Source organism: Streptomyces sp. NPDC086989 (assembly GCF_044745505.1).
GTDB lineage: Bacteria > Actinomycetota > Actinomycetes > Streptomycetales > Streptomycetaceae > Streptomyces.
The window spans coordinates 262,749-283,459 of record NZ_JBIVAL010000005.1; the positions used below are offsets into that span (position 1 = coordinate 262,749).

At 74.9% G+C, this 20,711-nt stretch carries 19 protein-coding genes and 2 pseudogenes; 15 read left to right on the forward strand and 6 right to left on the reverse strand.

Annotated elements, in window-relative coordinates:
• Nucleotides 1–14: 14 nt before the first annotated feature.
• The 4 genes from ACIPK4_RS13980 (at nucleotide 15) to ACIPK4_RS13995 (ending at nucleotide 5,283) form a co-directional block, all read left to right on the forward strand.
• Complete coding sequence (locus ACIPK4_RS13980; RefSeq protein WP_402312953.1) at nucleotides 15–1,388, forward strand: MFS transporter; 1,374 nt, start codon at nucleotides 15–17, stop codon at nucleotides 1,386–1,388.
• A gap of 204 nt (nucleotides 1,389–1,592) precedes the next feature.
• Complete coding sequence (locus ACIPK4_RS13985; protein ID WP_402312327.1) at nucleotides 1,593–2,915, forward strand: cytochrome P450; 1,323 nt, start codon at nucleotides 1,593–1,595, stop codon at nucleotides 2,913–2,915.
• A gap of 126 nt (nucleotides 2,916–3,041) precedes the next feature.
• A complete protein-coding gene (locus ACIPK4_RS13990) occupies nucleotides 3,042–3,656 on the forward strand; it encodes a TetR/AcrR family transcriptional regulator (protein WP_054220740.1) in 615 nt (204 codons plus the stop codon).
• Nucleotides 3,640–5,283, forward strand: coding sequence for an isovaleryl-CoA dehydrogenase (locus ACIPK4_RS13995; protein WP_402312329.1), 1,644 nt, complete (start codon nucleotides 3,640–3,642; stop codon nucleotides 5,281–5,283). The genes ACIPK4_RS13990 and ACIPK4_RS13995 overlap by 17 nt, the downstream gene beginning before the upstream one ends.
• A 318-nt stretch (nucleotides 5,284–5,601) precedes the next feature.
• On the opposite strand, the gene ACIPK4_RS14000 is transcribed toward ACIPK4_RS13995, so the two are convergent.
• Nucleotides 5,602–6,120 (reverse strand): DUF3995 domain-containing protein, encoded by a 519-nt coding sequence (locus ACIPK4_RS14000; RefSeq protein ID WP_402312331.1) that lies wholly within the window; start codon nucleotides 6,118–6,120, stop codon nucleotides 5,602–5,604.
• Between the two features lie 66 nt (nucleotides 6,121–6,186).
• Here ACIPK4_RS14000 and ACIPK4_RS14005 point away from each other — a divergent pair, with 66 nt between their 5' ends.
• Nucleotides 6,187–6,774, forward strand: a complete 588-nt coding sequence (locus ACIPK4_RS14005) for a TetR/AcrR family transcriptional regulator (RefSeq protein WP_402312334.1) — start codon at nucleotides 6,187–6,189, stop codon at nucleotides 6,772–6,774.
• Here the strand turns inward: ACIPK4_RS14005 and ACIPK4_RS14010 are convergent.
• Nucleotides 6,737–7,233: pseudogene (locus ACIPK4_RS14010) on the reverse strand (GNAT family N-acetyltransferase); the annotation flags it as partial. The gene ACIPK4_RS14005 and the pseudogene ACIPK4_RS14010 sit on opposite strands and share 38 nt — an antisense overlap.
• 26 nt (nucleotides 7,234–7,259) lie before the next feature.
• Nucleotides 7,260–7,904: an MBL fold metallo-hydrolase gene (locus ACIPK4_RS14015; RefSeq protein WP_402312336.1), complete on the reverse strand. Its 645-nt coding sequence runs from the start codon at nucleotides 7,902–7,904 to the stop codon at nucleotides 7,260–7,262.
• Between the two features lie 146 nt (nucleotides 7,905–8,050).
• On the opposite strand from ACIPK4_RS14015, the gene ACIPK4_RS14020 reads away from it, so the two are divergent.
• Nucleotides 8,051–8,476 (forward strand): MarR family winged helix-turn-helix transcriptional regulator, encoded by a 426-nt coding sequence (locus ACIPK4_RS14020; protein ID WP_402312338.1) that lies wholly within the window; start codon nucleotides 8,051–8,053, stop codon nucleotides 8,474–8,476.
• A 33-nt stretch (nucleotides 8,477–8,509) separates the two neighbouring features.
• Nucleotides 8,510–8,676: pseudogene (locus ACIPK4_RS14025) on the forward strand (IS5/IS1182 family transposase); the annotation flags it as partial.
• A 57-nt stretch (nucleotides 8,677–8,733) separates the two neighbouring features.
• Here ACIPK4_RS14025 and ACIPK4_RS14030 read toward each other — a convergent pair.
• Nucleotides 8,734–9,321: a TetR family transcriptional regulator gene (locus ACIPK4_RS14030; protein WP_402312341.1), complete on the reverse strand. Its 588-nt coding sequence runs from the start codon at nucleotides 9,319–9,321 to the stop codon at nucleotides 8,734–8,736.
• A gap of 98 nt (nucleotides 9,322–9,419) precedes the next feature.
• Between ACIPK4_RS14030 and ACIPK4_RS14035 the strand changes: the two genes are divergently transcribed.
• Both ACIPK4_RS14035 and ACIPK4_RS14040 read left to right on the forward strand, forming a co-directional pair.
• On the forward strand, nucleotides 9,420–10,403 hold the full coding sequence (locus ACIPK4_RS14035) for an aldo/keto reductase (protein WP_402312343.1): 984 nt from the start codon (nucleotides 9,420–9,422) through the stop codon (nucleotides 10,401–10,403).
• A gap of 180 nt (nucleotides 10,404–10,583) precedes the next feature.
• Nucleotides 10,584–11,693 (forward strand): S8 family peptidase, encoded by a 1,110-nt coding sequence (locus tag ACIPK4_RS14040; RefSeq protein WP_402312345.1) that lies wholly within the window; start codon nucleotides 10,584–10,586, stop codon nucleotides 11,691–11,693.
• A gap of 21 nt (nucleotides 11,694–11,714) precedes the next feature.
• Here the strand turns inward: ACIPK4_RS14040 and ACIPK4_RS14045 are convergent, their stop codons facing one another.
• On the reverse strand, nucleotides 11,715–13,130 hold the full coding sequence (locus tag ACIPK4_RS14045; RefSeq protein WP_402312347.1) for an amidase: 1,416 nt from the start codon (nucleotides 13,128–13,130) through the stop codon (nucleotides 11,715–11,717).
• Nucleotides 13,131–13,261: 131 nt separating this feature from the next.
• Here ACIPK4_RS14045 and ACIPK4_RS14050 point away from each other — a divergent pair, with 131 nt between their 5' ends.
• Together ACIPK4_RS14050 and ACIPK4_RS14055 are read left to right on the forward strand one after the other, a co-directional pair.
• Nucleotides 13,262–13,864 (forward strand): TetR/AcrR family transcriptional regulator, encoded by a 603-nt coding sequence (locus ACIPK4_RS14050; RefSeq protein WP_402312349.1) that lies wholly within the window; start codon nucleotides 13,262–13,264, stop codon nucleotides 13,862–13,864.
• A 74-nt stretch (nucleotides 13,865–13,938) separates the two neighbouring features.
• Nucleotides 13,939–14,226: a DUF6225 family protein gene (locus ACIPK4_RS14055; RefSeq protein ID WP_402312351.1), complete on the forward strand. Its 288-nt coding sequence runs from the start codon at nucleotides 13,939–13,941 to the stop codon at nucleotides 14,224–14,226.
• An 84-nt stretch (nucleotides 14,227–14,310) separates the two neighbouring features.
• Here the strand turns inward: ACIPK4_RS14055 and ACIPK4_RS14060 are convergent, their stop codons facing one another.
• The gene (locus ACIPK4_RS14060) at nucleotides 14,311–15,162 is read right to left on the reverse strand and encodes an alpha/beta fold hydrolase (RefSeq protein WP_402312352.1); all 852 of its coding nucleotides are present in this window, start codon (nucleotides 15,160–15,162) and stop codon (nucleotides 14,311–14,313) included.
• 159 nt (nucleotides 15,163–15,321) lie between these two features.
• Between ACIPK4_RS14060 and ACIPK4_RS14065 the strand changes: the two genes are divergently transcribed.
• The 4 genes from ACIPK4_RS14065 to ACIPK4_RS14080 all read left to right on the forward strand — a co-directional run bounded on the left by ACIPK4_RS14065 (nucleotide 15,322) and on the right by ACIPK4_RS14080 (nucleotide 20,672).
• Complete coding sequence (locus ACIPK4_RS14065; RefSeq protein ID WP_402312955.1) at nucleotides 15,322–15,771, forward strand: MarR family transcriptional regulator; 450 nt, start codon at nucleotides 15,322–15,324, stop codon at nucleotides 15,769–15,771.
• A gap of 70 nt (nucleotides 15,772–15,841) precedes the next feature.
• Nucleotides 15,842–16,618 carry a nucleotidyltransferase domain-containing protein gene (locus ACIPK4_RS14070; RefSeq protein ID WP_402312957.1) on the forward strand — a complete coding sequence of 259 codons (777 nt, stop codon included), beginning with the start codon at nucleotides 15,842–15,844 and terminating at the stop codon, nucleotides 16,616–16,618.
• 345 nt (nucleotides 16,619–16,963) lie between these two features.
• The gene (locus tag ACIPK4_RS14075; RefSeq protein WP_402312354.1) at nucleotides 16,964–18,577 is read left to right on the forward strand and encodes a glutamate synthase subunit beta; all 1,614 of its coding nucleotides are present in this window, start codon (nucleotides 16,964–16,966) and stop codon (nucleotides 18,575–18,577) included.
• A 79-nt stretch (nucleotides 18,578–18,656) separates the two neighbouring features.
• The gene (locus ACIPK4_RS14080; RefSeq protein ID WP_402312356.1) at nucleotides 18,657–20,672 is read left to right on the forward strand and encodes a prolyl oligopeptidase family protein; all 2,016 of its coding nucleotides are present in this window, start codon (nucleotides 18,657–18,659) and stop codon (nucleotides 20,670–20,672) included.
• Nucleotides 20,673–20,711: the final 39 nt, after the last annotated feature.

Genomic DNA, 20,711 nt, shown 5'->3' on the forward strand with positions numbered 1-20,711 from the left:
GGCACCCGGCGGCGATGGGCCCGCTCGGACTGTTCACCGTCCTGCTCGGCGCGGCCCTGCCCCTGATCGACTTCTTCATCGTCAACGTGGCGCTGCCCGCCATCGACAGCGACCTCGCCGCCGGCCCCGCCACGCTGGAACTGATCGTCGGCGGCTACGGCGTCACGTACGCCGTCCTCCTCGTGCTCGGCGGCCGCCTCGGCGACATGACCGGCCGGCGCCGGCTCTTCCTGACCGGCATGGCGGCCTTCGGCCTCACCTCGCTGCTGTGCGGGGTGGCCCCCACCGCCGGGACCCTGGTCGGGGCGCGGGTGGCGCAGGGCGCCGCGGCCGCCCTGATGCTGCCGCAGGTGCTCGCCACCATCCAGGCGACCACGCAGGGACCGCGCCGGGCACGGGCGATGAGCCTGTACGGGGCCACCGCCGGGCTGTCCATGGTCGCCGGGCAGATCCTGGGCGGCGTCCTGGTCGCCGCCGACGTCGCCGGTCTCGGCTGGCGCTCGGTGTTCCTGGTCAACGTGCCGGTGGTGCTCCTCGGACTGGTCCTGGCGGTCCGGTCCGTCCCCGAGACCCGTTCGGACCGGCCGGCCTCGGTCGACGTCCCGGGCACGCTGCTGCTCGCCCTGTCCCTGGTGTCCCTGCTGCTGCCGCTCACCGAGGGACGCGCCGCCGGCTGGCCGCTGTGGACGTGGCTGTCGCTCGCGCTCTTCCCGTTCGCCGCCACCGCCTTCTACCTGACCGAGCGCCGCGCCGACCGGCTCGGACGCACACCGCTGGTGCCGCCGAGCCTGCTGCGCATCCAGTCGCTGCGCCAGGGCCTCGTCATGGTGGTGCCGTTCTCGATCGGCTTCAGCGGGTTCATGTTCGTCATCGCGGTGGTGCTGCAACAGGGCCTGCGCATGGGGCCGGTGGCGGCGGGTCTCGCCCTCGTGCCGATGGCGCTCGCCTTCTTCGCGGCCTCGCTCGCCGGGCCGCGGCTGGTCGGCCGGTTCGGCAGCCGGGTCGTCACCGCGGGCGGCGTCGTCCAGGCCGTCGGCATCGCCCTGATCCTCCTCGCCGTCCTGCGCGGCTGGGCGGACCTCGGGCTCGCGGCGCTCGCCCCGGGCGTGGCCGTCGCCGGCCTCGGCCAGGGCCTCCAACTGCCCGTGCTGATGCGGATGATGCTCTCGGACGTACCGGCGGACCGGGCCGGCGTGGGCGGCGGCGTCATGGTCACCACCCAGCAGTCCGCGCTCGCCCTCGGCGTCGCCACCCTGGGCAGCCTCTTCCTCGCCCTGGCCCCGACGACGGGCATGCGCGACGCCCTCGCGGTCACGCTGCTGGTCCAGCTGGGCATGGTCGCCCTGACGGTCCTGCTGAGCCTGCGCCTGCCGCGGGTCATGCGGTGAGCCCCGCACCGCGCCCCGGCGGGCCGCAGCCGCCGGGGCGCGCGGCGTGCTCCGCCCGGCAGCCGGTGGCAGGCGCCCGGCGGTCTGTCACAGGGCGCCGCCGCTCCCGTACAGTCCGTGATGCCAACGCAGCCGACCGACGCCGGGGCTCCGTCGGGGACCGGCACCGGGCCCCCGGAGCAGCGGTCGAACAGGAGAGGACCCGTGGCCACCGAAGCCGGCTCCGCCCCCCGTCCGCAGGCCGCCCGTACGGGCCGTCCCGTCCCCGAACTGGACCCGGCCCTCGTGGAGCGGTGGCGCTCCGACGGGGCCGGTCTGGTCGATCTGCTGACCCTGGTGCGCGAACGGCTGGGCGGCGTGGGCGCGTTCCGCCTCGGGCCGGGCCCCACGGTCCTGGTCACGGACCCCCGGGCGGTCCAGCACGTCCTGGCCCTGCACCCGGACCGGTACGTCAAACGCTCCCACCGCGCCCGCCTGCTGATCGGCGACGGCGTGCTCGCCGCCACCGGTGCGGCGTGGAAGGGCCAGCGGCGCCTGCTGCAGTCCCAGTTCACCGGCACCGGGATGCGCCGTTACGAGCAGCGGATCACCGGGGCCGCCCGGGTCGCCGCCGGGCGCTGGGCCGCGTACGCCCGGACCGGCCGGACGTTCGACGTCGGTCTGGAGATGCGCCGCTTCGCCCTCGACACCATCTGGCGCTCCCTCACCGGACACCCGCTCGACGAGGGTACCGAGCGCGAACTGAACGCCGTCGCCGCCGTGGTGGCCGCCCTGCCGACCCTTCCTGCCGACGCCGTCGACGCCCGGGAGGCCGTCGCCGACGACCTCGCCCGGATCGACGCCGTCGTCCACCTCGCGATCGAGGCCGCCCGTGGAGGCGCCGCCGGTCCCGACGGCCCCGGCCTCCTGCACCTCCTGCTGGACGCGGCCGCCGAGCGCCCCGAGTACACCGACCGCCTGATCCGCGACGAGCTGGTCACCCTGCTCGTCGCCGGGCACGAGACCACGGCCACCACCCTGACCTGGCTGTTCCTGCTGCTCGACCGCCACCCCGGGGCGCGCGATGATGCCCTGGCCGCCGGCGCACCCGGCTCGGCGGAGCGCCGGCGGGCCGTACAGGCCCTGGTCCACGAGACGCTCCGGCTCTACCCCTCCGCCTGGATCCTGCCCCGGTACGCCGTCGAGGACGACCTCCTGGCCGGCCACCTCGTCGAGGCCGGTTCCGACGTGGTGGTCTGCCCGTACCTCACACACCGTGACGCCGGACTGTGGCCGGACCCCGAGCGGTTCGACCCCGGCCGCTTCACCGCCCCGGACGGCCGCCCGACCCACCCCGGCGCCTACCTGCCCTTCGGTATCGGCCCCCGTGCCTGCCTGGGCCTGCGCTTCGCGCTCCGCGAGTCGACCGTCCTGCTCGAACACCTGCTGCCCGCGCACGCCCCGGTCTTCCACTCCGTCCCCTCCGGGGCCGCCTACAGCATCACCGTCCGCCCCGACGGCCCGACCCCGGCGACCCTCGCCCCGTAGCCCGCCTCCGTAGCCCGCCCCAGCGCCGCTCACGCCCCCCGCCCCGCGCCGTTCACGCCGGTGCAGTGCGTGTCCGGCACCGTCTGTGACTGGTGTGAAGCAGTGAATCGGTGCTTCAATTCTTCCATGCCCTACCGCCGTCCCCCTGCCGTACAGGCCCGCCTCGACGCCCGGCGCGAGCGGGTGCTGGAAGCCGCCGTCCGCCTGCTCTCCCGTGAGGGGTACGGCGGCTGCTCGGTCGCCGCGATCGCGGCGGAGGCCGGCATCTCCACCGGCAGCGTCTACCAGTCGTTCTCCGGGAAGTCCGAGCTGGCCGCCGCCCTCTTCCGGACCCTCGTGGCGCGCGAGCTGGAGGCGGTGACCGCGGCGACGGAGCGCCCGGGCGGCGCCGCCAGGCGGGTGGCCGCCGCCGTCGAGACCTTCGCCCATCGGGCGCTGCAAGCACCGCGGCGCGCCTTCGCCCTGCTCGCGGAGCCCGCCGACCCGGCCGTCGACACCGAACGCCTCCTCTTCCGGCGGGCGTTCCGCGACGTGTACGCCCAGCAGATCGCGGCGGGCGTGGCCTCCGGAGAACTCCCGCCGCAGGCACCGGAGCTGACGGCCGCCGCGCTCGTCGGTGCGATCGCCGAAGCGCTCGTCGGGCCGCTGGCGGACGGGGACGCGACCCCCGGGGACGTCATCCCCGGCCTGATCACCTTCACCCTGCGTGCCCTTGGAGGACACGATGCCGCAGACGCATGAGGTCACCAACCAGGCTCCCCCGCACCACGGTTACGACGCGGCCGCCGACCCGGCCCTGCTGGAGGCGGTCGCCCGCGAGGGCGCCGACTGGGCGATACCCGACCTGCACCGCCTCGGCGTCCTCGCCGGTTCCGAACGGGCGGCGGAGTGGGGCCGCGTGGTCAACGAGAACCCGCCGGCGCTGCGCACCCACGACCGCTACGGCCACCGGATCGACGAGGTGGAGTTCCACCCGTACTGGCACGAGCTGATGGGCACCGCCGTCTCCCACGGCCTGCACGCCGCGCCCTGGGCGGAGGACCGGCCCGGCGCCCATGTCGCGCGGGCCGCGAAGTTCCTGGTCTGGGGCCAGGTCGAGGCGGGCCACTCCTGCCCGGTCTCGATGACGTACGCCGCGGTACCCGCACTGCGCGCGACCCCGGAACTCGCCTCCTGGCTGGAACCGCTGCTCGCCTCCCGCACGTACGACTTCGGACTGCGCCGGCCCGACACCAAGCAGGGCCTGATCGCGGGCATGTCGATGACCGAGAAGCAGGGCGGCTCCGACGTCCGCGCCAACACCACGACGGCCGTCCCGGTCCCGGACGGCAGCTACCGGCTGACGGGCCACAAGTGGTTCACCTCCGCGCCCATGTCGGACGTCTTCCTGACCCTCGCGCAGGCTCCCGGCGGACTGTCCTGCTTCCTGCTGCCGAGGGTCCTGCCGGACGGCAGCCGCAACCGTCTGCTGCTCCAGCGGCTCAAGGACAAGCTCGGCAACCGCTCCAACGCCTCCGCCGAGATCGAGTACGACGAGGCGTTCGGCTGGCTGGTGGGCGAGGAGGGGCGCGGCGTCGCGACCATCATCGAGATGGTCAACATGACCCGCCTCGACTGTGTGCTCGGCGGGGCGTCCGGCATGCGCCTCGGCGTCATCCGCGCCGTCCATCACGCCACCCACCGGCGGGCGTTCGGCAAGGCGCTGATCGACCAGCCGCTGATGCGCAACGTCCTCGCCGACCTCGCCCTCGAGTCCGAGGCGGCGACGGCCGTCGCCCTGCGCCTCGCGGGTGCCACCGACCGGGTCGCCCGGGGCAGCCAGGACGAGGCGCTGCTGCGCCGACTCGGGCTGGCCGTCACCAAGTACTGGGTCTGCAAGCGGGCCCCCGGGCACGCCGCCGAAGCACTCGAATGCCTGGGCGGCAACGGCTACATCGAGGACTCCGGCATGCCGCGCCTGTACCGGGAGGCCCCGCTGTCGTCGATCTGGGAGGGCTCCGGCAACGTCGCCGCCCTGGACTCGCTGCGGGCCATGGGCCGCCAGCCGGAGACCGTCGAAGCGTTCTTCGAGGAAGTCGGGCGGGCGGCGGGCGCGGACCGGCACCTGGACGCGGCGGTGGCCGGGCTGCACAAGCACCTCGCCGACCCCGCCGAGGCGGAGTACCGGGCCCGGCAGCTCACCGAGACGATGGCCCTGGCCTTCCAGGCGTCACTGCTGCTGCGCCATGCCCCGGGCGCGGTCGCCGAGGCGTTCTGCGCGTCCCGGCTGGGCGGCGAACACGGAGGTGCGTACGGGACCCTGCCGACGGGCGTGGACACGGAGGCCATCCTGGCGCGGACCCGCACCGTACGGGCGACCAGCGCCTGACCCGCCGCGGCACGGCGCCCGCCGCGCGGGCCCGCCAGCCGGCCACCGGGCCCAGGCCCTGACCGGCGCCACGGGGCTCGGGCGCTGACGGGTGCCACGCGGCCCGGGCGCCCCCGCTGCCTCGGGCCTGCCCAGTGGCGACGCAGGCGGCGCGCCGCCGGTCGCGGCCGTGACCGCCGCGCTCCGGCCGTCGTGCGTCGGCCAGGGTGCGGCGGCCATTGTGTGCCGGGTGCCGGGTGCCGTGCGCCGTGCGTCGACCTGGGTGGTGCTGCCGCCCGGGGCGCGCGCCGGCTCCGGAGTGCCGTGGCCCGGCGCAGGTCAGGCGCGGTGCCGCCGGGTGCGCAGGGCCACGTACCCCGTGAGCCCGCCGAGCGTGACGCACAGCGGCGAGTACAGCCGAAGGTCCCAGTGCCGGAACCCGTCCGGCTTGGAGCCCAGCCCGAGCCCGGAGGCCGCGAGCCCGCCGAGGCCGCGCACCGCGAGCGCGCCGGACACCGTCCAGAGCCCGGCGCGCACCGGCCACGACCGCCCGGGCCGGCTCGCCGGCCGGGCGCCGGTCGCCACCAGCCCCGCGGCGGCGCCCAGCAGGCCCGCCACGGCGAAGGTCAGCGGTGCGGACGGCAGTTGCGACTCGTCCACCCCGACCACCACGGACGCGAATTCCGCGCGCGAATCCAGCGGCCACGGGGAGAACACCCACACCGCGTGCAGGGCCCCCGCCGCGAGCAGGCCACCGGCCGCCGCCACCGCCGCGCCCCGCACCGCAGGGATCGCCGGCTCCGGACGGACCTCCGCGGCGTCCGTCGTTGTCCCGAAACGCCTGGTCATGACACTCATGCGGTCACCTCTCGCCCCAGTTCCATACACCTCTGTATGGATGTTCCATACAGTACTGTACGGAACATGGCCAAGGGGAAAGTGACCAAGGACGACTGGACGATGGCGGCGCTGCGGGCGCTGGCCCGGGGCGGGCTGCAGGCGGTGGCGGTGGACGTGCTCGCCCGCGAACTCGCGGTGTCGCGCGGCAGTTTCTACTGGCACTTCGAGAACCGCGAGGCCTTGCTCGTGGCGGCCCTGGAGGCGTGGGAGCGGCATGCCACCACGGAGGTCGTCGCCGCCGTCCGGGAAGAGCGCGACGCGCGGGCGCGGGCACGGATGCTGTTCGCCGTCGCGCTGGGTGCGGAGGAGATCGCCGGGCTGGAGCCGGCTCTGGTCGCGCACACCGCCCACCCGGCGGTCGCCGAGGTCGTCGCCCGGGTCACCCGGACCCGGCTCGCCTTCCTGGCGGAGATCTTCGGCGCAGTGGGCTTCGGGCCGCAGGAGGCCCGCCACCGCGCCCTGGCCGCGTACGCCGCTTACCTGGGCCGGCTGGAACTGCGCCGGACCGCACCCGATGTCGCCCCCGAGGTCCTCCCGGACGGTCCGGGCGCGGAAGCGGCCCTCGACCACTTCATCACCATGATCCTGACGCCCCCGCATCCGTCCGCGTAGTCCGGCGCCGCACGCCGAGCCACTGTTCGGCTCCGTACTCCTCGAACCGCTCCACCTCGGTGAACCCCAGCTTCACCGCGAGGCGCAGCGCGCGTGCGTTCGCGGTCCGGGTGCAGAGCAGCACCGGATCGCCGGGCGCCGCGTCGGCGTACCAGTCGAGTACGGCCGCGCACGCCTCGGCGGCGTACCCGCGTCCCCAGGCCTGCGGCAGGAGCAGGTAGCCGAGTTCGGCCTCCCCGGCCTCCGGACGGACGTGCCCCGGACGTTCTGCGTCGCGCCGGTCGAGCGTGATCATGCCGATCATCGCTGCGCCGAGGTCGACCACGAAGACCCCAGGTCGCCGCCCGGGCACCTCGGGCACCGCACGTTCGAGCTCGTCACGCGGCCGCGGGCAACGATATGGGTGCCCACCTCAGGCGATGCGAACAGCTCGATGAACGCCGCGCGGTCTCGTGCGTGCGGCGGATGACCCCGAGGACGCTCTCCTACAGCTGGACGGTGGTGCCGGGCTGGAGGCGGTCGATCGGGGTGCCGGTCAGGCCCTGCTCGCCGAGCAGATGGGCGGTGGAGCGCTGGCCGAGGTCGCTGAGCATGAGTTCGTGGATCTGGATGATGCGCTCGGGCTTGACGGTGCGGACGTAGTCGGCGGCTTCGCCGAGCTTGGTCCACGGGCCGCTGGTCGGCAGCAGGAGGGTGTGTACGGGAGCGTCGGGCGCGAAGTAGGCGTCGCCGGGGTGGTAGACGGCTCCGTCGTCGAGGAGGTAGCCGACGTTGTCGGGGCACGGGATGTCGGCGTGGATCAGCGCGTGGCGGTGGCCGTGGACGGTGGCGGTGAGGGAACCGACGCTGAGGGTGTCGCCCGCGGCGACGGCGTGGACGCGGCCACCGTGGCTGCCGAGGGTGGCCGCGACCGCGGTTGTGCCGTAGACCTGCAGCCCGGGCCGGGCTTCGAGAGCGGCGGTGACGAGCTTTTCGTCGAAGTGGTCGAAGTGTTCGTGGGTGATCAGGACGGCGTGAGCCCGGGCGACGGCCTCTGCCGCGTCCGGGGTGAGGGTGCCGGGGTCGATGACCAGGCGGGTGCCGTCCTTCTCGAGCGTGACGCAGGCGTGGGCGTGCTTGGTGAGCTGCACAGCGGGCCCTTTCCGAGCCGATCGAATATCTACAATCAAACTGTACAACATGGTTGTAGAACTGCGTGGGTTCCTGCCCGTGGCACCCGGTAAACAATGGAGACAAGGTGTACAGACGGGTTGATCGACATGAGTAGGCTGGCGTCATGGACGAGAATCGGCTGGCTGAAGAACTTCGCCTGACCATCGGACGGCTCGTGCGCACGGTGCGCACCGCCGACACGATGCCGCCCGGCGAGGCCGCCGTCCTGGGCTACCTGGACCGCAGCGGCCCGCTGACCACCGCTGACATCGCGCAACGGCGGGGAGTCAGTCACCAGTCGGCCGCCAAGGCGGTCAAAGAACTCCTGGCCCAGGGCTTCGTGCGTGCCGAGGCGCACCCCAGCGACGGGCGCAAGCTGTTGCTCCACCTCACGCCGGCGGGAAGTGGCCGGCTGGCCGAGGAGCGCCGAAGGCGTGCCGACTGGCTCGGCGCCGCGATCAACGATCTCCTCAGTCGCGACGAACGGGAGACGCTGGAGGCGGCGCTGCCTCTGCTGTCACGGCTGTCCACCCACCTGAACGGCAAGTAGCCCGGGGGCTGCGCGCGGGCGGGAGGGGGCGGTGCCGCACGCCGAAGGGACCGTGCCCGTGTCGTGCACACTTCGCCCGCATGAAGAACCCGGAGGTGGACTCGAAGGTCCTTCCTGACTGCCGCCGGAGGGGCGACGGCCTCCACCACGCCGTCCAGGCCGCTGCCGCCACCTTGCGCCACCTCACGCTCGCGGGGTGAAACAGCAGATCAAGCGCCACCCCGGCCTGCCCGGGGCCAAACCCTCAGCGGCATCCTTCAGGCCGGATCCCGGCGCGGAGCCGTGGTGCGGCGTACGGCTTCGGTGACCGCCGCGCGGTGGTGGGCGAGCCGCTCGGCCTCCCAGCCGATGCCCGACTCGCCCGCCGCCGGGCCGCCCACCGCGCCGAACCAGGCCTGGGACAGGCCGATCACCAGCGTCAGGACGTCGGCCGGGTCCATCGTGGCGTCGACGTACCCCGCCTTCTGCGCCTCCTCCACCGCCGCGATCTTGCCACGGTACGACGCCGACTCCGCGTCCGTGGCTCCCGGCCGTTCCAGCTGCTTCCACAGCACGAGCCGCATCAGCGAGGGCTGTGCCACGAGGTGGTCGAAGACGGCGCCCGCGTAACCGGGCAAGTCCTCGGCGTCGAAGGGGACCGACTCCGCGCCGGTCTCCAGCGCCCGCTGGAGCACGGCGTCGAAGAGCTGCTCCTTGTTGCCGTAGTAGACGTAGATGAGCCGCTTGTTCGCCTGCGCCGCCTCGGCGATGCGGTCGACGCGCGCGCCGGCGATGCCGTAGGCGGCGAATTCGGAGAACGCCGCGTCGAGCAGGCGTGCCTTGGTCGCGCTGGAGTCCCGTGCCATGGGCGAAGCCTAGCAAGTAACTATCTGGTTATTGACATGCGACGGGACCCGGGTGCATAGTCAAACTATCCAGTTAGTTACTTACAGAGGAGTACGTCATGGAGATCCGCGCACTGGGCGGCCAGGGCCTCGAGGTCGGCGCCGAAGGCCTCGGTCTGATGGGGATGAGCGCCCACTACGGAGCCACCGACGAGACCGAGTCCCTCGCCACGATCGACCGCGCCCTGGAACTGGGCGTCACCCTGCTCGACACCGCCGAGGGCTACGGCCCCTTCCTGAACGAGCAGCTCCTCGGCAAGGCCCTCGCCGGGCGCCGCGACGCCGCCGTCGTCGCCACCAAGACGGGCATCGAGTTCAGCGACGAGGGTGCGTTCCGGGGGCACAACGGGAGCCCCGAGTACATCCGCCGCTCGGCCGACCGCTCCCTGCGTCACCTGGGCACCGACCACATCGACCTGTACTACCTGCACCGCGTCGACTCGAACGTCCCGATCGAGGAGAGCGTCGGCGCCCTGGCCGAGCTCGTCGCCGCCGGCAAGGTCCGCCACATCGGCCTGTGCGAGGCCGCGCCCGCCACGATCGCCCGTGCCCACGCCGTGCACCCCCTCGCCGCGGTGCAGACCGAGTACAGCCTCTTCGAGCGCGGCATCGAGTACGACGGCGTCCTCGACACCCTGCGCGAGCTCGGCATCGGGCTCGTCGCCTACTCGCCGCTCGGCCGGGGCTTCCTGTCCGGTGCGATCACCACGCCGGACGATTTCGCGGCGGACGACTTCCGCCGTACGGACCCCCGCTTCCAGGGCGAGAACTTCGGCCGCAACCTGGCCGTCGTCGAGCAGGTGCGCCGCCTCGCCGCGCAGAAGGGCGTCACCCCCTCGCAGCTGGCCCTCGCCTGGACGCTGCGCCAGGGCGCCGTGCCGATCCCGGGAACCAAGCGCCGCCGGTACCTGGAGGAGAACATCGCCGCCACCGCGGTGACGATCACGGATGCGGAGCTGGCCGCCATCGACGCCGTCGCCCCGCACGGAGTGGTCTCGGGCGACCGGTACGCCCCGGAGCTGATGCAGTCCCTGAACGGCTGAGCACCCGCCCCGGGACGCTGCGGACCCCTGACCCGCCCCGCCCGGCCGGGCGGGCCCGCCGCCGGGTACGGGACCGAGCCGGATGGCAACCGGCGTGGCCTTCCAGGCGTCTCCGCCCCCGACGGGGCGGAAGCGCACGGAGGGGGACCGGTCATGGGACACGGGCGCAGCAGAGGGGCCGTGCTCGCAGCGGTCGTGGCGCTGGCGGCACTGGGGCTTTCGGCGTGCGCGCCGGAGGACGTGCCCGCCGGCGGTGCCGGGACCGGCGCCGGTGGAGCCGGCGGCGCCCCGGGATCCGGTGCGCCGTCGCCGGCCGCGGTGCCGTCCGGTACGGCGCCGCCCACGGGTACGGCCGGGGCGAAGCCGTTCGTACGGACGGGAGTTCCGTGGAACCTCGACCGGCTCGACCAGCGCGGCCGTCCGCTCGACGGGAAGTTCGCCGCGGGCGCGGACGGCAGCGGAGTGCACGTCTACGTCATCGACACCGGGCTCGACGTCAAGCACCCGGAGTTCGGCGGCCGGGCGTCCCTCGGCGCCGACTTCGTCGGCGATCCGGACGCCGGTGACTGCTACGACGGTGCAGGACTGGGCCACGGCACGTTCGTCGCGGGCATCATCGGCGGCAGCACCTACGGCGTCGCCCCGAAGGCGTCCCTCGTACGCGTCCAGGGGATCGCCTGCGAGGAGGGCGGCGGCGGCAGCCGCACCAAGTACGCCTCCCCGGGCACCGCCTCCCCGGGCACCGCGCCGGAGGACGCCGTCCTGAAGGCCGTGGAATGGGTGACCGCCCACGCGCGGCGCCCGGCCGTGGTGAACATGTCCCTCAACCTCAAGGGCCGCTCCACGGCTCTCGACACCGCCGTCCAGCACATGATCGAAACGGGGATCACCACGGTCGTCGCGGCCGGCAACTTCGACGACGACGCGTGCGGCCACTCCCCGGCCGGCGCCCACGGCGCGATCGTCGTCGCCGCCGCGACCGCCGACGACCGTCACTGGACCGACGGCGGCGGCTTCGGTTCCGGCCACGGCCCCTGCGTGGACCTCTACGCCCCCGCCGAGAAGATCACCTCCGCGCTCGCGAGCGGCTCCACCGCCACCGACGACTCCGCCGCGACCTCGTGGGCGGCCCCGCACGTCACCGGCGCCGCCGCCCTGTACCTCTCCGCACACCCCGCCGCGACGCCCGCCCAGATCCGCACCTGGCTCACCGGACAGGCCGTGCGCGACGCCCTGGCCGGGGTCCCGGCCGACACCCCGAACCGGCTGCTCCACACCGGAGGCCTCTGACGGCCGCCGGGCGCCACCGCCTCACCCCCGCGGATCCACGGGGGTGAGCACCCCCAGCCGGTCCTCGACCGCCCGGGCGGCGTCCAGGCACAGGTCCTCCCGGAAGGCGCGCCCGACGATCTGGACCCCGCACGGCAGCCCGTCGGTCACCCCGGTCGGCACGGCCACGGCCGGCACGCCCACGAAGCTGGTCACCGTACACAGCCGCATGGCCGCCCCGACCCGGTCGCGCCCGGCCCGGTCGCGCGACTCCAGCCCCGGTTCGACGGGCGGCTCGGTGAACACGGGGCCGAGCAGCAAGGGGTACTCGTGCAGGAACTCCGCCCAGGACCGGCGGATGTTCAGCCGGCGGCCCATCAGCTCCACGAGCTCGTCGGCGCTCGCGGGCGGGGTCTGCTCCATCATCATCGCGATGTACCGGTCCCCGCCCGGGCCGAGGAGCGTGCGCACCGCCGGCCAGCTGCGGGCGAACTCGGTGACCGCGATCCGGCCGTAGGCCTCCAGGGCCTCGGCCATGCGCGGTACGTCCGCCACCTCGCGCACGTCGTACCCCGCATCGCGCAGCGCGTCGGCGGCGGCCGCCACGGCCGCGCGCACCGCGGGATGGACGCCCAGCCCGCCCGGGTCGGCGACCACGGCGACCTTCACCGGCCCCGGCAGCGGTTCTCCGTACAGGGGTACGGGCACGGCCCGCGGATCACGGGGATCGGTGCCGGCCAGGACCTCGTACGCCAGCCGCAGATCGGCCACCGACCGCGCCAGCGGCCCGTCCGTGACGAGCATCTGGGACGCCGGGCCGGGGTCTTCCGGCCCCAGGACGCGGTGGTCCGCCGGGAACCGGCCCGTCGACGGCTTCAGCCCGGCCACCCCGCAGAACTGCGCCGGGATGCGCACCGATCCGCCCGAGTCGTTGCCGAGCCCGAGCGCGGCCATGCCCGTGGCGACGGCCACCGCGTCGCCGCCGCTGGTGCCGCCCGGAGTCACCGTGCGGTCCCACGGGTTGAGCGTGTCGCCGTACAGCTCGCTGCGCGTGTGCATGCCGGCCAGGACCAGGGTGGGTAGGTTGGCGTGCCCGATCGGGATGGCGCCCGCCGCGCGCAGCCGCGCCACCGGGGGCGCATCGGCCGGGGCCACCAGGCCGCGGAAGCGAGGGGTGCCGAAGGTGGTCGGCGCGCCCTCGACGGGGGTGGTCTCCTTCACCGTGAACGGCACGCCCGCGAGCGGCCCCGGCTGCACGCCCTGGGCCCGCAGCCGGTCGGTGCGGGCGGCGGCCGCCCGCGCGCGCTCCGCCATGAGCTGGGTCACCGCGTTCACCTGCGGGTTGACCTCGGCGATGCGCTCCAGATGGCTGTCGACCAGCTCCACGGCCGACACGTCCGCACGGCGCACGGCCCGCGCCTGCTCGGCGGCCGACAGCTTCCACAAAGGATCCGGCATGGTGTGGACCCCCTCCCTTCCCTGTTCCGATGCACTTGCATCGGAACCATAGCCCGCTAACCGATGCGCTCGCATCGAATAAACTCGCCGGCGTGGCGGGGAGCCCCGCCGCGGCTTGGAGGAGACCGGGCATGCCCAGACAGGTGGACCACGAGGGCCGACGCCGCCTCATCGCCGAGGCCGTCTGCCGCCTCGCCGATGAAAGCGGACTGGAGGGCGTGACCCTGCGCGACGTCGCGGCCCGCGCACAGGTGTCGATGGGTGCGGTGCAGCGGTGCTTCCGAACCAAGGACGAGATGCTCGTCTTCGCCCTCGGGTACGTCGGCGAGCGCATCGCCGAGCGCGTACGGGCCCGGCTCGTCCGCAGCCCGGCCCAGTCGGCCGGCACCGCGCTGGGCCACGCGGCCACCGAGGTGGCCCTGCTGCGCGAGGAACACCGGGCCGAGGCCCGGGTCTGGCTGGCCTTCGTCGCGCAGGCGGTGGTCAGCGAGCCGCTCGCCGCAACGCTGAAGGTGAACTACGCCGCCCTGCAGGAGTCCTTCACGCGGCTCATCGCGGAAGCCGCCGAGGACGCAGGCCGCGCCGCGCCCCTCGATCCGCGGCGCGAGGCCCGTGCGCTGCTCGCCCTCGCGGACGGCCTCACCGCGCACGTCCTCATCGGCCACCTCACCCCGCGCCAGGCGCAGGACGTGCTCCACGGGCAGCTGGCCGGGCTCTGGACGCGCTCCGGGTGAGTGTCGTCGCTGAGGGGGGAAACCGTCCGGCGTGCCGTGCCCGTGGTGCACTCTTCGCCCTCTAATGTCGCTGCATGGCTGATATGTTCCATCACAATCCGCAGGTGTGGACCGCCGGCCGGCTCCGCGAGGCGCTGGCGGCACTGCCCGACGAGACCCCCATCCACATCGGGGTCGCCGACGGCCCCGGAGACTTCGAGGGCTACGGGGAGTACGTCCTGGTGGACGCCGAGCCGGTCGAGATGGACCTCGACGGCGAGAGCGACGCCCAGGGCGCCCAGCACGGCGAGGCGGGCCCCCGGGTCCAGTTCACGCTGTTCGCCGACGCCGTGGCCGGGGCCTACCACCTCGACCTGGACTGACCGCCCCGGCCCGCGGACCCGGCCGGCCCCGCCTGCGGACCCGGCCGGCCCCCTGCGGAGCCGTCCCGGGACCTGGCTTCCGGATCAGGCCGGCCCCGCGGCGGCCGTCAGGAAATCGCAGACCAGACGGTTCGTCTGCGCGGGGGCCGCCGTCGGCAGTGCGTAGTGGGTGAGGTGCGCGAGCGTTTCGATCCGGGCGTGCGGGACGGCCCCGCGGGCGCGGGCCGCCACCTTCTGCGGATCGTGGGCGCCGCTGCGCCCCGCGAGGAGGACCAGCAGCGGGACGGTCAGTGCCGCGGTGTCCGGGCGGCGGCCGACGACCAGCCTGCGGTGCGGGAATCCCGAGGCGGCCAGCGCGAAGAGCCGCTTGGACTCCGGGTCGGTGTCCGTGCCCGCCGTCTCGCGGTCGACGTAGGCGAGCACACGGTCCGCCGTGGGGCGCACCAGCACGGGCAGCGAACGCAGCAGGAACCCCGGGCGGTGGCCGGCGAAGCACCGGGTCGGGTCCAGTAGCACCAGCCGGTCGACCCTCTGCGGCGCGTGCAGGGCGTACGTGACGGCGATCCAGGCCCCGTACGAGTGGCCCAGGATGCCGGCGCGCCGGACTCCGAGCCCGTCGAGGAGCGCGTCCAGCCAGGCCGTCAGATCGGCGGCGCCGCGCAGCGGGCGGCCCGCCTGCACGCTGCGGCCCGCGTCCCCGAGGATGTCGACGGCCAGCACCCGGTGGTGCGCACCGAGCGCTGCTGCGTTCGCGAACCAGACGGCCCCGGTGGCGCCTCCTCCGTGCAGCAGGAGCAGCGCAGGGGCCTGCGCGGGACCGTACGCGTGGACGCGCGTCGTGCCGTACGGGGTCGGGACGTCGATCTCGGCGGTGCCCGCCGGCCAGCGGCCGAGCAGAGCCTCGTAGGCGGCGAAGAACTCCGGTGATCCGGACACGGCGGCCCCCTGGGAATCGTCTCGTTGACCAATCATCTCGCTCGGCGAGATAGTAGCCGGGTGAGCGAAGACGACAACCCCACGACGGCCGACAACCCCGCGGCGGCCGACGCCCCCTCGACGGACGGCGGCCCCACGACGGACGACAACCACCCCTCGATGCGGCTGGTGCACCTGCTGCGCGCGGTCACGATGGAACTCCACCTGCGCGGCGCCGAGTTCGCGGAGCGCAACGGACTGCACCCGACCGATCTGCGGGCGCTGGTCCGGCTGCTCGACGCCGACCGGGCGGGGGTCACCGTCACCCCGGGCCGGCTCGGCGAGGCCCTGAAGCTCAACTCCGCGGGCACCACCGCCCTGCTCGACCGGCTGGAACGGCTGGGCCTGGTGCGGCGCACGCGCGACGAGCGCGACCGTCGCCGGGTGCTGCTGGCCGTGGAACAGGAGGCCGTCGACCTCGGCCGGTCCTTCTTCGGTCCGCTCATCGGTGGCCTGGTCGGCGCGGCCGGGGAGTTCACGGCCGCCGAACTGGCGGTCGTACAGCGCTATCTGACCGCGGCCCTGCACGTCGCGGCGTCCGCCGCCCCGCCGGACGGCGGGGCGCCCTGACCGGACCCGGGCCGGCCGGCCCGGGCCGGGTCCGTGTCACACTCGCACCGTGGAAGCGATCATCACGGACATGGCGCACCGCCTGGCCGCGGTACCCGGCGTGGTCGGCGTGATGCTCGGCGGCAGCCGGGCCCGCGGCGAGCACCGGCCCGGATCGGACTGGGACCTCGGCGTCTACTACCGCGGCGACCTCGACCTCGGGGCGCTGCGCGCGCTCGCCGGGCCCGGGGTGGAGGTGGCCGCACCCGGCGACTGGGGTCCCTGGGTGAACGGCGGCGCATGGCTGCGGGCCGAGGGAAACGCCGTCGACTGGATCCTGCGGGACCTGGACCGGGTCAGACAGGTCTGGGACCGGTGCCGCGAGGGCCGGTACGAGGTCGGCACCCAGGCGGGGCACCCGCTCGGGTTCTGGTCGCCCTGCTACGCGGGCGAGGTCGCACTCGGACGGGTGCTCGCCGATCCGACGGGCGAGCTGAGCGGCCTCCGGCGGGAGACCGCCGACTACCCCGAGCCGCTGCGGGACGCCCTGACGGCAGCCGCCTGGGAGGCGGAGTTCCTGGTGGAGGGTGCGGCGAAGGGCGCCGCCCGGGCGGACGGCCTGTACGTCTCGCTGTGCTTGTCACGGGCCGTCGGCGTCCTCGTGCAGGCGCTGTTCGCCGCAGACCGCCGGTGGTGCCTGAACGAGAAGGGCGCGCTGGCCGTCGCCGGGACGCTGCCGGGCGCACCCGCCGGCTTCGCACGGCGCGTCAGCGAACTGCTGGGGGCGCCGGGCAGCACCGCCGAGGAGCTGACGGCCACCGTGGCCGGGGCAAGGGAGCTCGTCGCACGGACCCGCGCCGCGCTGTGAACCGGCGCCGGCCGCCCCGGCCGCCCGCGCACCGCCGGCCGGGGCGGGCACGGGCAGGCACGGGCGGGCGCCGGACACGTCCGTGACCCGACGGAGCCGCCCGACGGAGCCGCCTGACCCCACGGCGCGCCCCTGCCCCGACGGCGCCGCCCGACCCGACGGCGCGCCCGTGACCCGACGGTGCCGGACACGCCCGTGACCCGACGGCGCGCGCCCGGGTCCGGGGCGCCACCGCGGCCTCCCGGGCCGACTCCGCCCCCGAGGGAGCCCGCCCGCCGGGAAGCCGCGCCGAGGGCGGCGTAGCCTGGTCTGACCGCTATCCGCCCGGGACCAGGGAGGCGGCGCATGACCGACCCGTACGGGTTCCTCAGGACCCCCCGCAACCCCGTCCCGTCGCGCCCCGCGGACCAGCGGCTCGGCGACTGGTCGGAGGTGCACGCCGGGCAGAAGCTGCTGCCCCTCGTGTCGGAGCAGGCCAACCGCTGCATGGACTGCGGCGTGCCGTTCTGCCACGGCGGCTGCCCCCTGGGCAACCTCATCCCCGAGTGGAACGCGTACGCCGCGCACGGCGACTGGCGGGCCGCGGCCGAGCGGCTGCACGCCACCAACAACTTCCCCGAGTTCACCGGCCGGCTCTGCCCCGCCCCCTGCGAGGACTCCTGCGTCCTGGCCATCAACGCCGACCCGGTGACCATCAAGAACGTCGAGGAGACCATCGCCGACCAGGCCTGGGCGCTCGGATACACCCCGCCGGCACCGCCCGGCCGGCTCAGCGGGCAGACCGTCGCCGTCATCGGCTCCGGCCCGGCCGGACTCGCCACGGCCCAGCAGCTGACCCGGGCCGGGCACACCGTCGTCGTCTACGAGCGCGCCGACCGGATAGGCGGCCTGCTGCGCTACGGCATCCCCGCGTTCAAGATGGAGAAGGTGCACCTGGACCGGCGCATCGCCCAGATGCGGGCCGAAGGCACGGTCTTCCGCACCGACGCCGACATCGGCGGCCGCACGGACGCGGCCGAACTGCGGCGGCGCCATGACGCGGTCGTCGTCGCCGTCGGGGCCGCACAGCGCCGGGAGCTGCCCGCTCCGGGCCGCGGGCTTCTCGGCATCCACCAGGCCATGGACTACCTGACCTGCGCCAACCGGGTCTGCGAGGGCGATCACGCGGCGCCCGTGATCACCGCCGAGGGCCGGCACGTGGTGATCGTCGGTGGCGGGGACACCGGCTCGGACTGCCTGGGCACCGCCCTGCGGCAGGGAGCCCTGTCGGTGGTCCAGCTCGACATCCGCCCCGAACCGGGCGCCGACCGGCCGGAAGGCGAGCCCTGGCCGCTGGTGCACCCGCAGGTGTACCGGATCTCGCACGCCCACGAGGAGGCGCGCGGCCGCCACGGCACCGATCCCCGGCTCTTCTCCAGCGCGACCATGCACTTCGAAGGCGACGCGGCCGGCCGGGTACGGGCCCTGCACCTGACGGCGGTGGAGCCCGCGGGGCGGCAGCCGATGCCGGGCACCGAGCGGGTGATCGACGCCGGACTGGTCCTGCTGGCGCTCGGATTCTCCGGTCCCGAACAGGACTGCCGGCTCGGCGAGCAACTCGGACTCACCCGCGACGACCGGGGCAACTTCGCCCGCGACGCGCACTACGCGGCCCTCGGCGAGCCCCCGCCGCCGGGTGGTGCCGGCCCGGCCCGCCCCGCGCCGCACGCCCAGGCGCCGCCCTGGGCCCAGGCCCCGGCGGCGGGTGCACCGCCGGCCCGGGGCAGGCCACCGGCCCGGCCCCCGCACCGCGGGCCCGACGGGGTCTTCGTCGCCGGCGACGCCGGGCGCGGCCAGTCCCTGGTGGTGTGGGCCATCGCGGAGGGCCGGGCCGCGGCCGCCGCCGTGGACCGCTACCTCACCGGCTCGACGGCCCTGCCCGCCCCCGTCGGCGCCCACGACCGGCCGCTGTCCGCATGACCGGCCCGCGCCGGGACCCGGCGCGCCCGCTTCGGCGCGAGCGGCTCCGGCCGGCCCCGCGGGGCTGCACAATCGTGGAGTGACTGCTGAAGATCCCTTCCTGTGGCTGGAAGACGTCGAGGGCGAGGCCGCGCTGGCCTGGGTGGGCGAGCGCAACGCCGAGACCGCCGCCGCCCTCAGCGGCGACCCGCGCTTCGAAGCGCTGCGCGACGAACTCCGCGAGGTCCTCGACGACGCCGACCGCATCCCGTACACCGTCCGCCGCGGGGCGCACCTGTACAACTTCTGGCGCGACGCGGACCGCCCGAAGGGCGTGTGGCGGCGTACGACGCTGGAGCAGTACCGCAAGGACGACCCCGCCTGGGAGGTGCTCCTCGACATCGACGCCCTCGCCGCGCAGGAGGGCGAGGAGTGGGTGTGGGCCGGCGCGCGCGTCCGGTACCCGGACCACCGCCGGGCGCTGGTCCAGCTGTCACGGGGCGGCTCCGACGCCGTCGTGGTCCGCGAGTTCGACCTCGCGGAGCGCGCCTTCGTCGACGGAGGCTTCGAGGTCGCCGAGGCGAAGACCCGGATCGGCTGGATCGACGAGGACACCGTCTTCCTCGGCGCCGACCTCGGACCGGGCTCGCTGACCGCCTCCGGCTACCCCCGCACGGTCAGGCGCTGGCGCAGGGGCACCCCCGTCGAGGACGCCCGGATCGTCTTCGAGGCCGAGGCCGCCGACGTGTCCGCCGCCGGCTGGCACGACCCGACCCCCGGCCACGAACGGGACTTCGTCTCCCGCTCCACCGACTTCTTCCACCACGAGCTGTACCTGCTCGCCGAGGGCGACCGGCTCGTACGGATCGACGTACCGGACGACGCCGGGAAGTACGCGTACCGGCAGTGGCTGGTCGTCACCCCGAAGACCCCGTGGCTGGGACACCCCGCCGGCTCACTGCTCGCCTTCGACTTCGACGCGTTCCTCGCCGGGGACCGCACCGCGCACGTGCTGTTCGCACCCGACGAGCGCACCGCGCTGGCCGGGCACAGCTGGACCCGCCACCACCTGATCCTGGAGACGCTGGCCGACGTCGCGACCCGCATCGAGGTCCTCACCCCGGGCCCCGACGGCTGGAGCCGGCGCCCGCTGGCGGACGTGCCCCCGCTGTCCTCGGCGACCGTCACCGACACCGACCCGGACGTCAGCGACGAGTACTTCCTCGACGTCGACGGCTACCTCCAGCCCTCCACCCTCGCCCACGGGCACATCGGAGCCGCGTCCGAGCCGATCAAGCAGGCCCCCGCCCGCTTCGACGCCCGCGGCCTGTCGGTCCGGCAGTTCTTCGCGACCTCCGCCGACGGGACGCAGGTGCCGTACTTCGTCATCGGCCCCGCCGGCCGGGACCGGCCGGGTCCCGCGCTCCTCTACGGGTACGGGGGCTTCCGCGACCAGCAGACCCCCGGGTACAGCCCGCTCACCGGCCGCGCCTGGCTCGCCCGCGGCGGAACGTACGCGGTCGCCAACATCCGCGGCGGCTCTGAATACGGCCCCGCCTGGCACCGCGCCGCCCTCGGCGCGAACCGGGTACGGGCCTTCGAGGACTTCGCCGCCGTCGCAGCCGACCTCACCGCCCGGGGCATCACCACCCCCGGCCGGCTCGGCATCACCGGCGCCAGCAACGGCGGCCTCCTCATGGGCGCGATGCTCGTCCGCCACCCCGAGCTCTTCGGCGCGGTCGTCGCGAAGGTGCCGCTCCTGGACATGCTCCGCTACCACCGCCTGCTCGCCGGGGCCTCCTGGGTCGCCGAGTACGGGGACCCCGACAGCGAAGCGGACCGGCCCCACCTCGAAGCCCTCTCCCCGTACCACAACCTCTCCGCGGACCGGCCCTACCCGCCGCTGCTGCTGATGACCTCCACCCGCGACGACCGCGTCCACCCCGGCCACGCCCGCAAGACGGCCGCCCGGCTGCGGGAACTGGGCCACCGGGTGCTCTTCCACGAGAACACCGACGGCGGCCACGGCGGGGCCGGCGACAACGAACAGGCCGCCGTCAACCACGCCCTCGCCTACACGTTCCTCTGGCAGCACCTGGGCACCGGCCCGGCCTGACCGGGCGCCCCGCCGGGCCGCGCCCGCTCCCGCACGCGC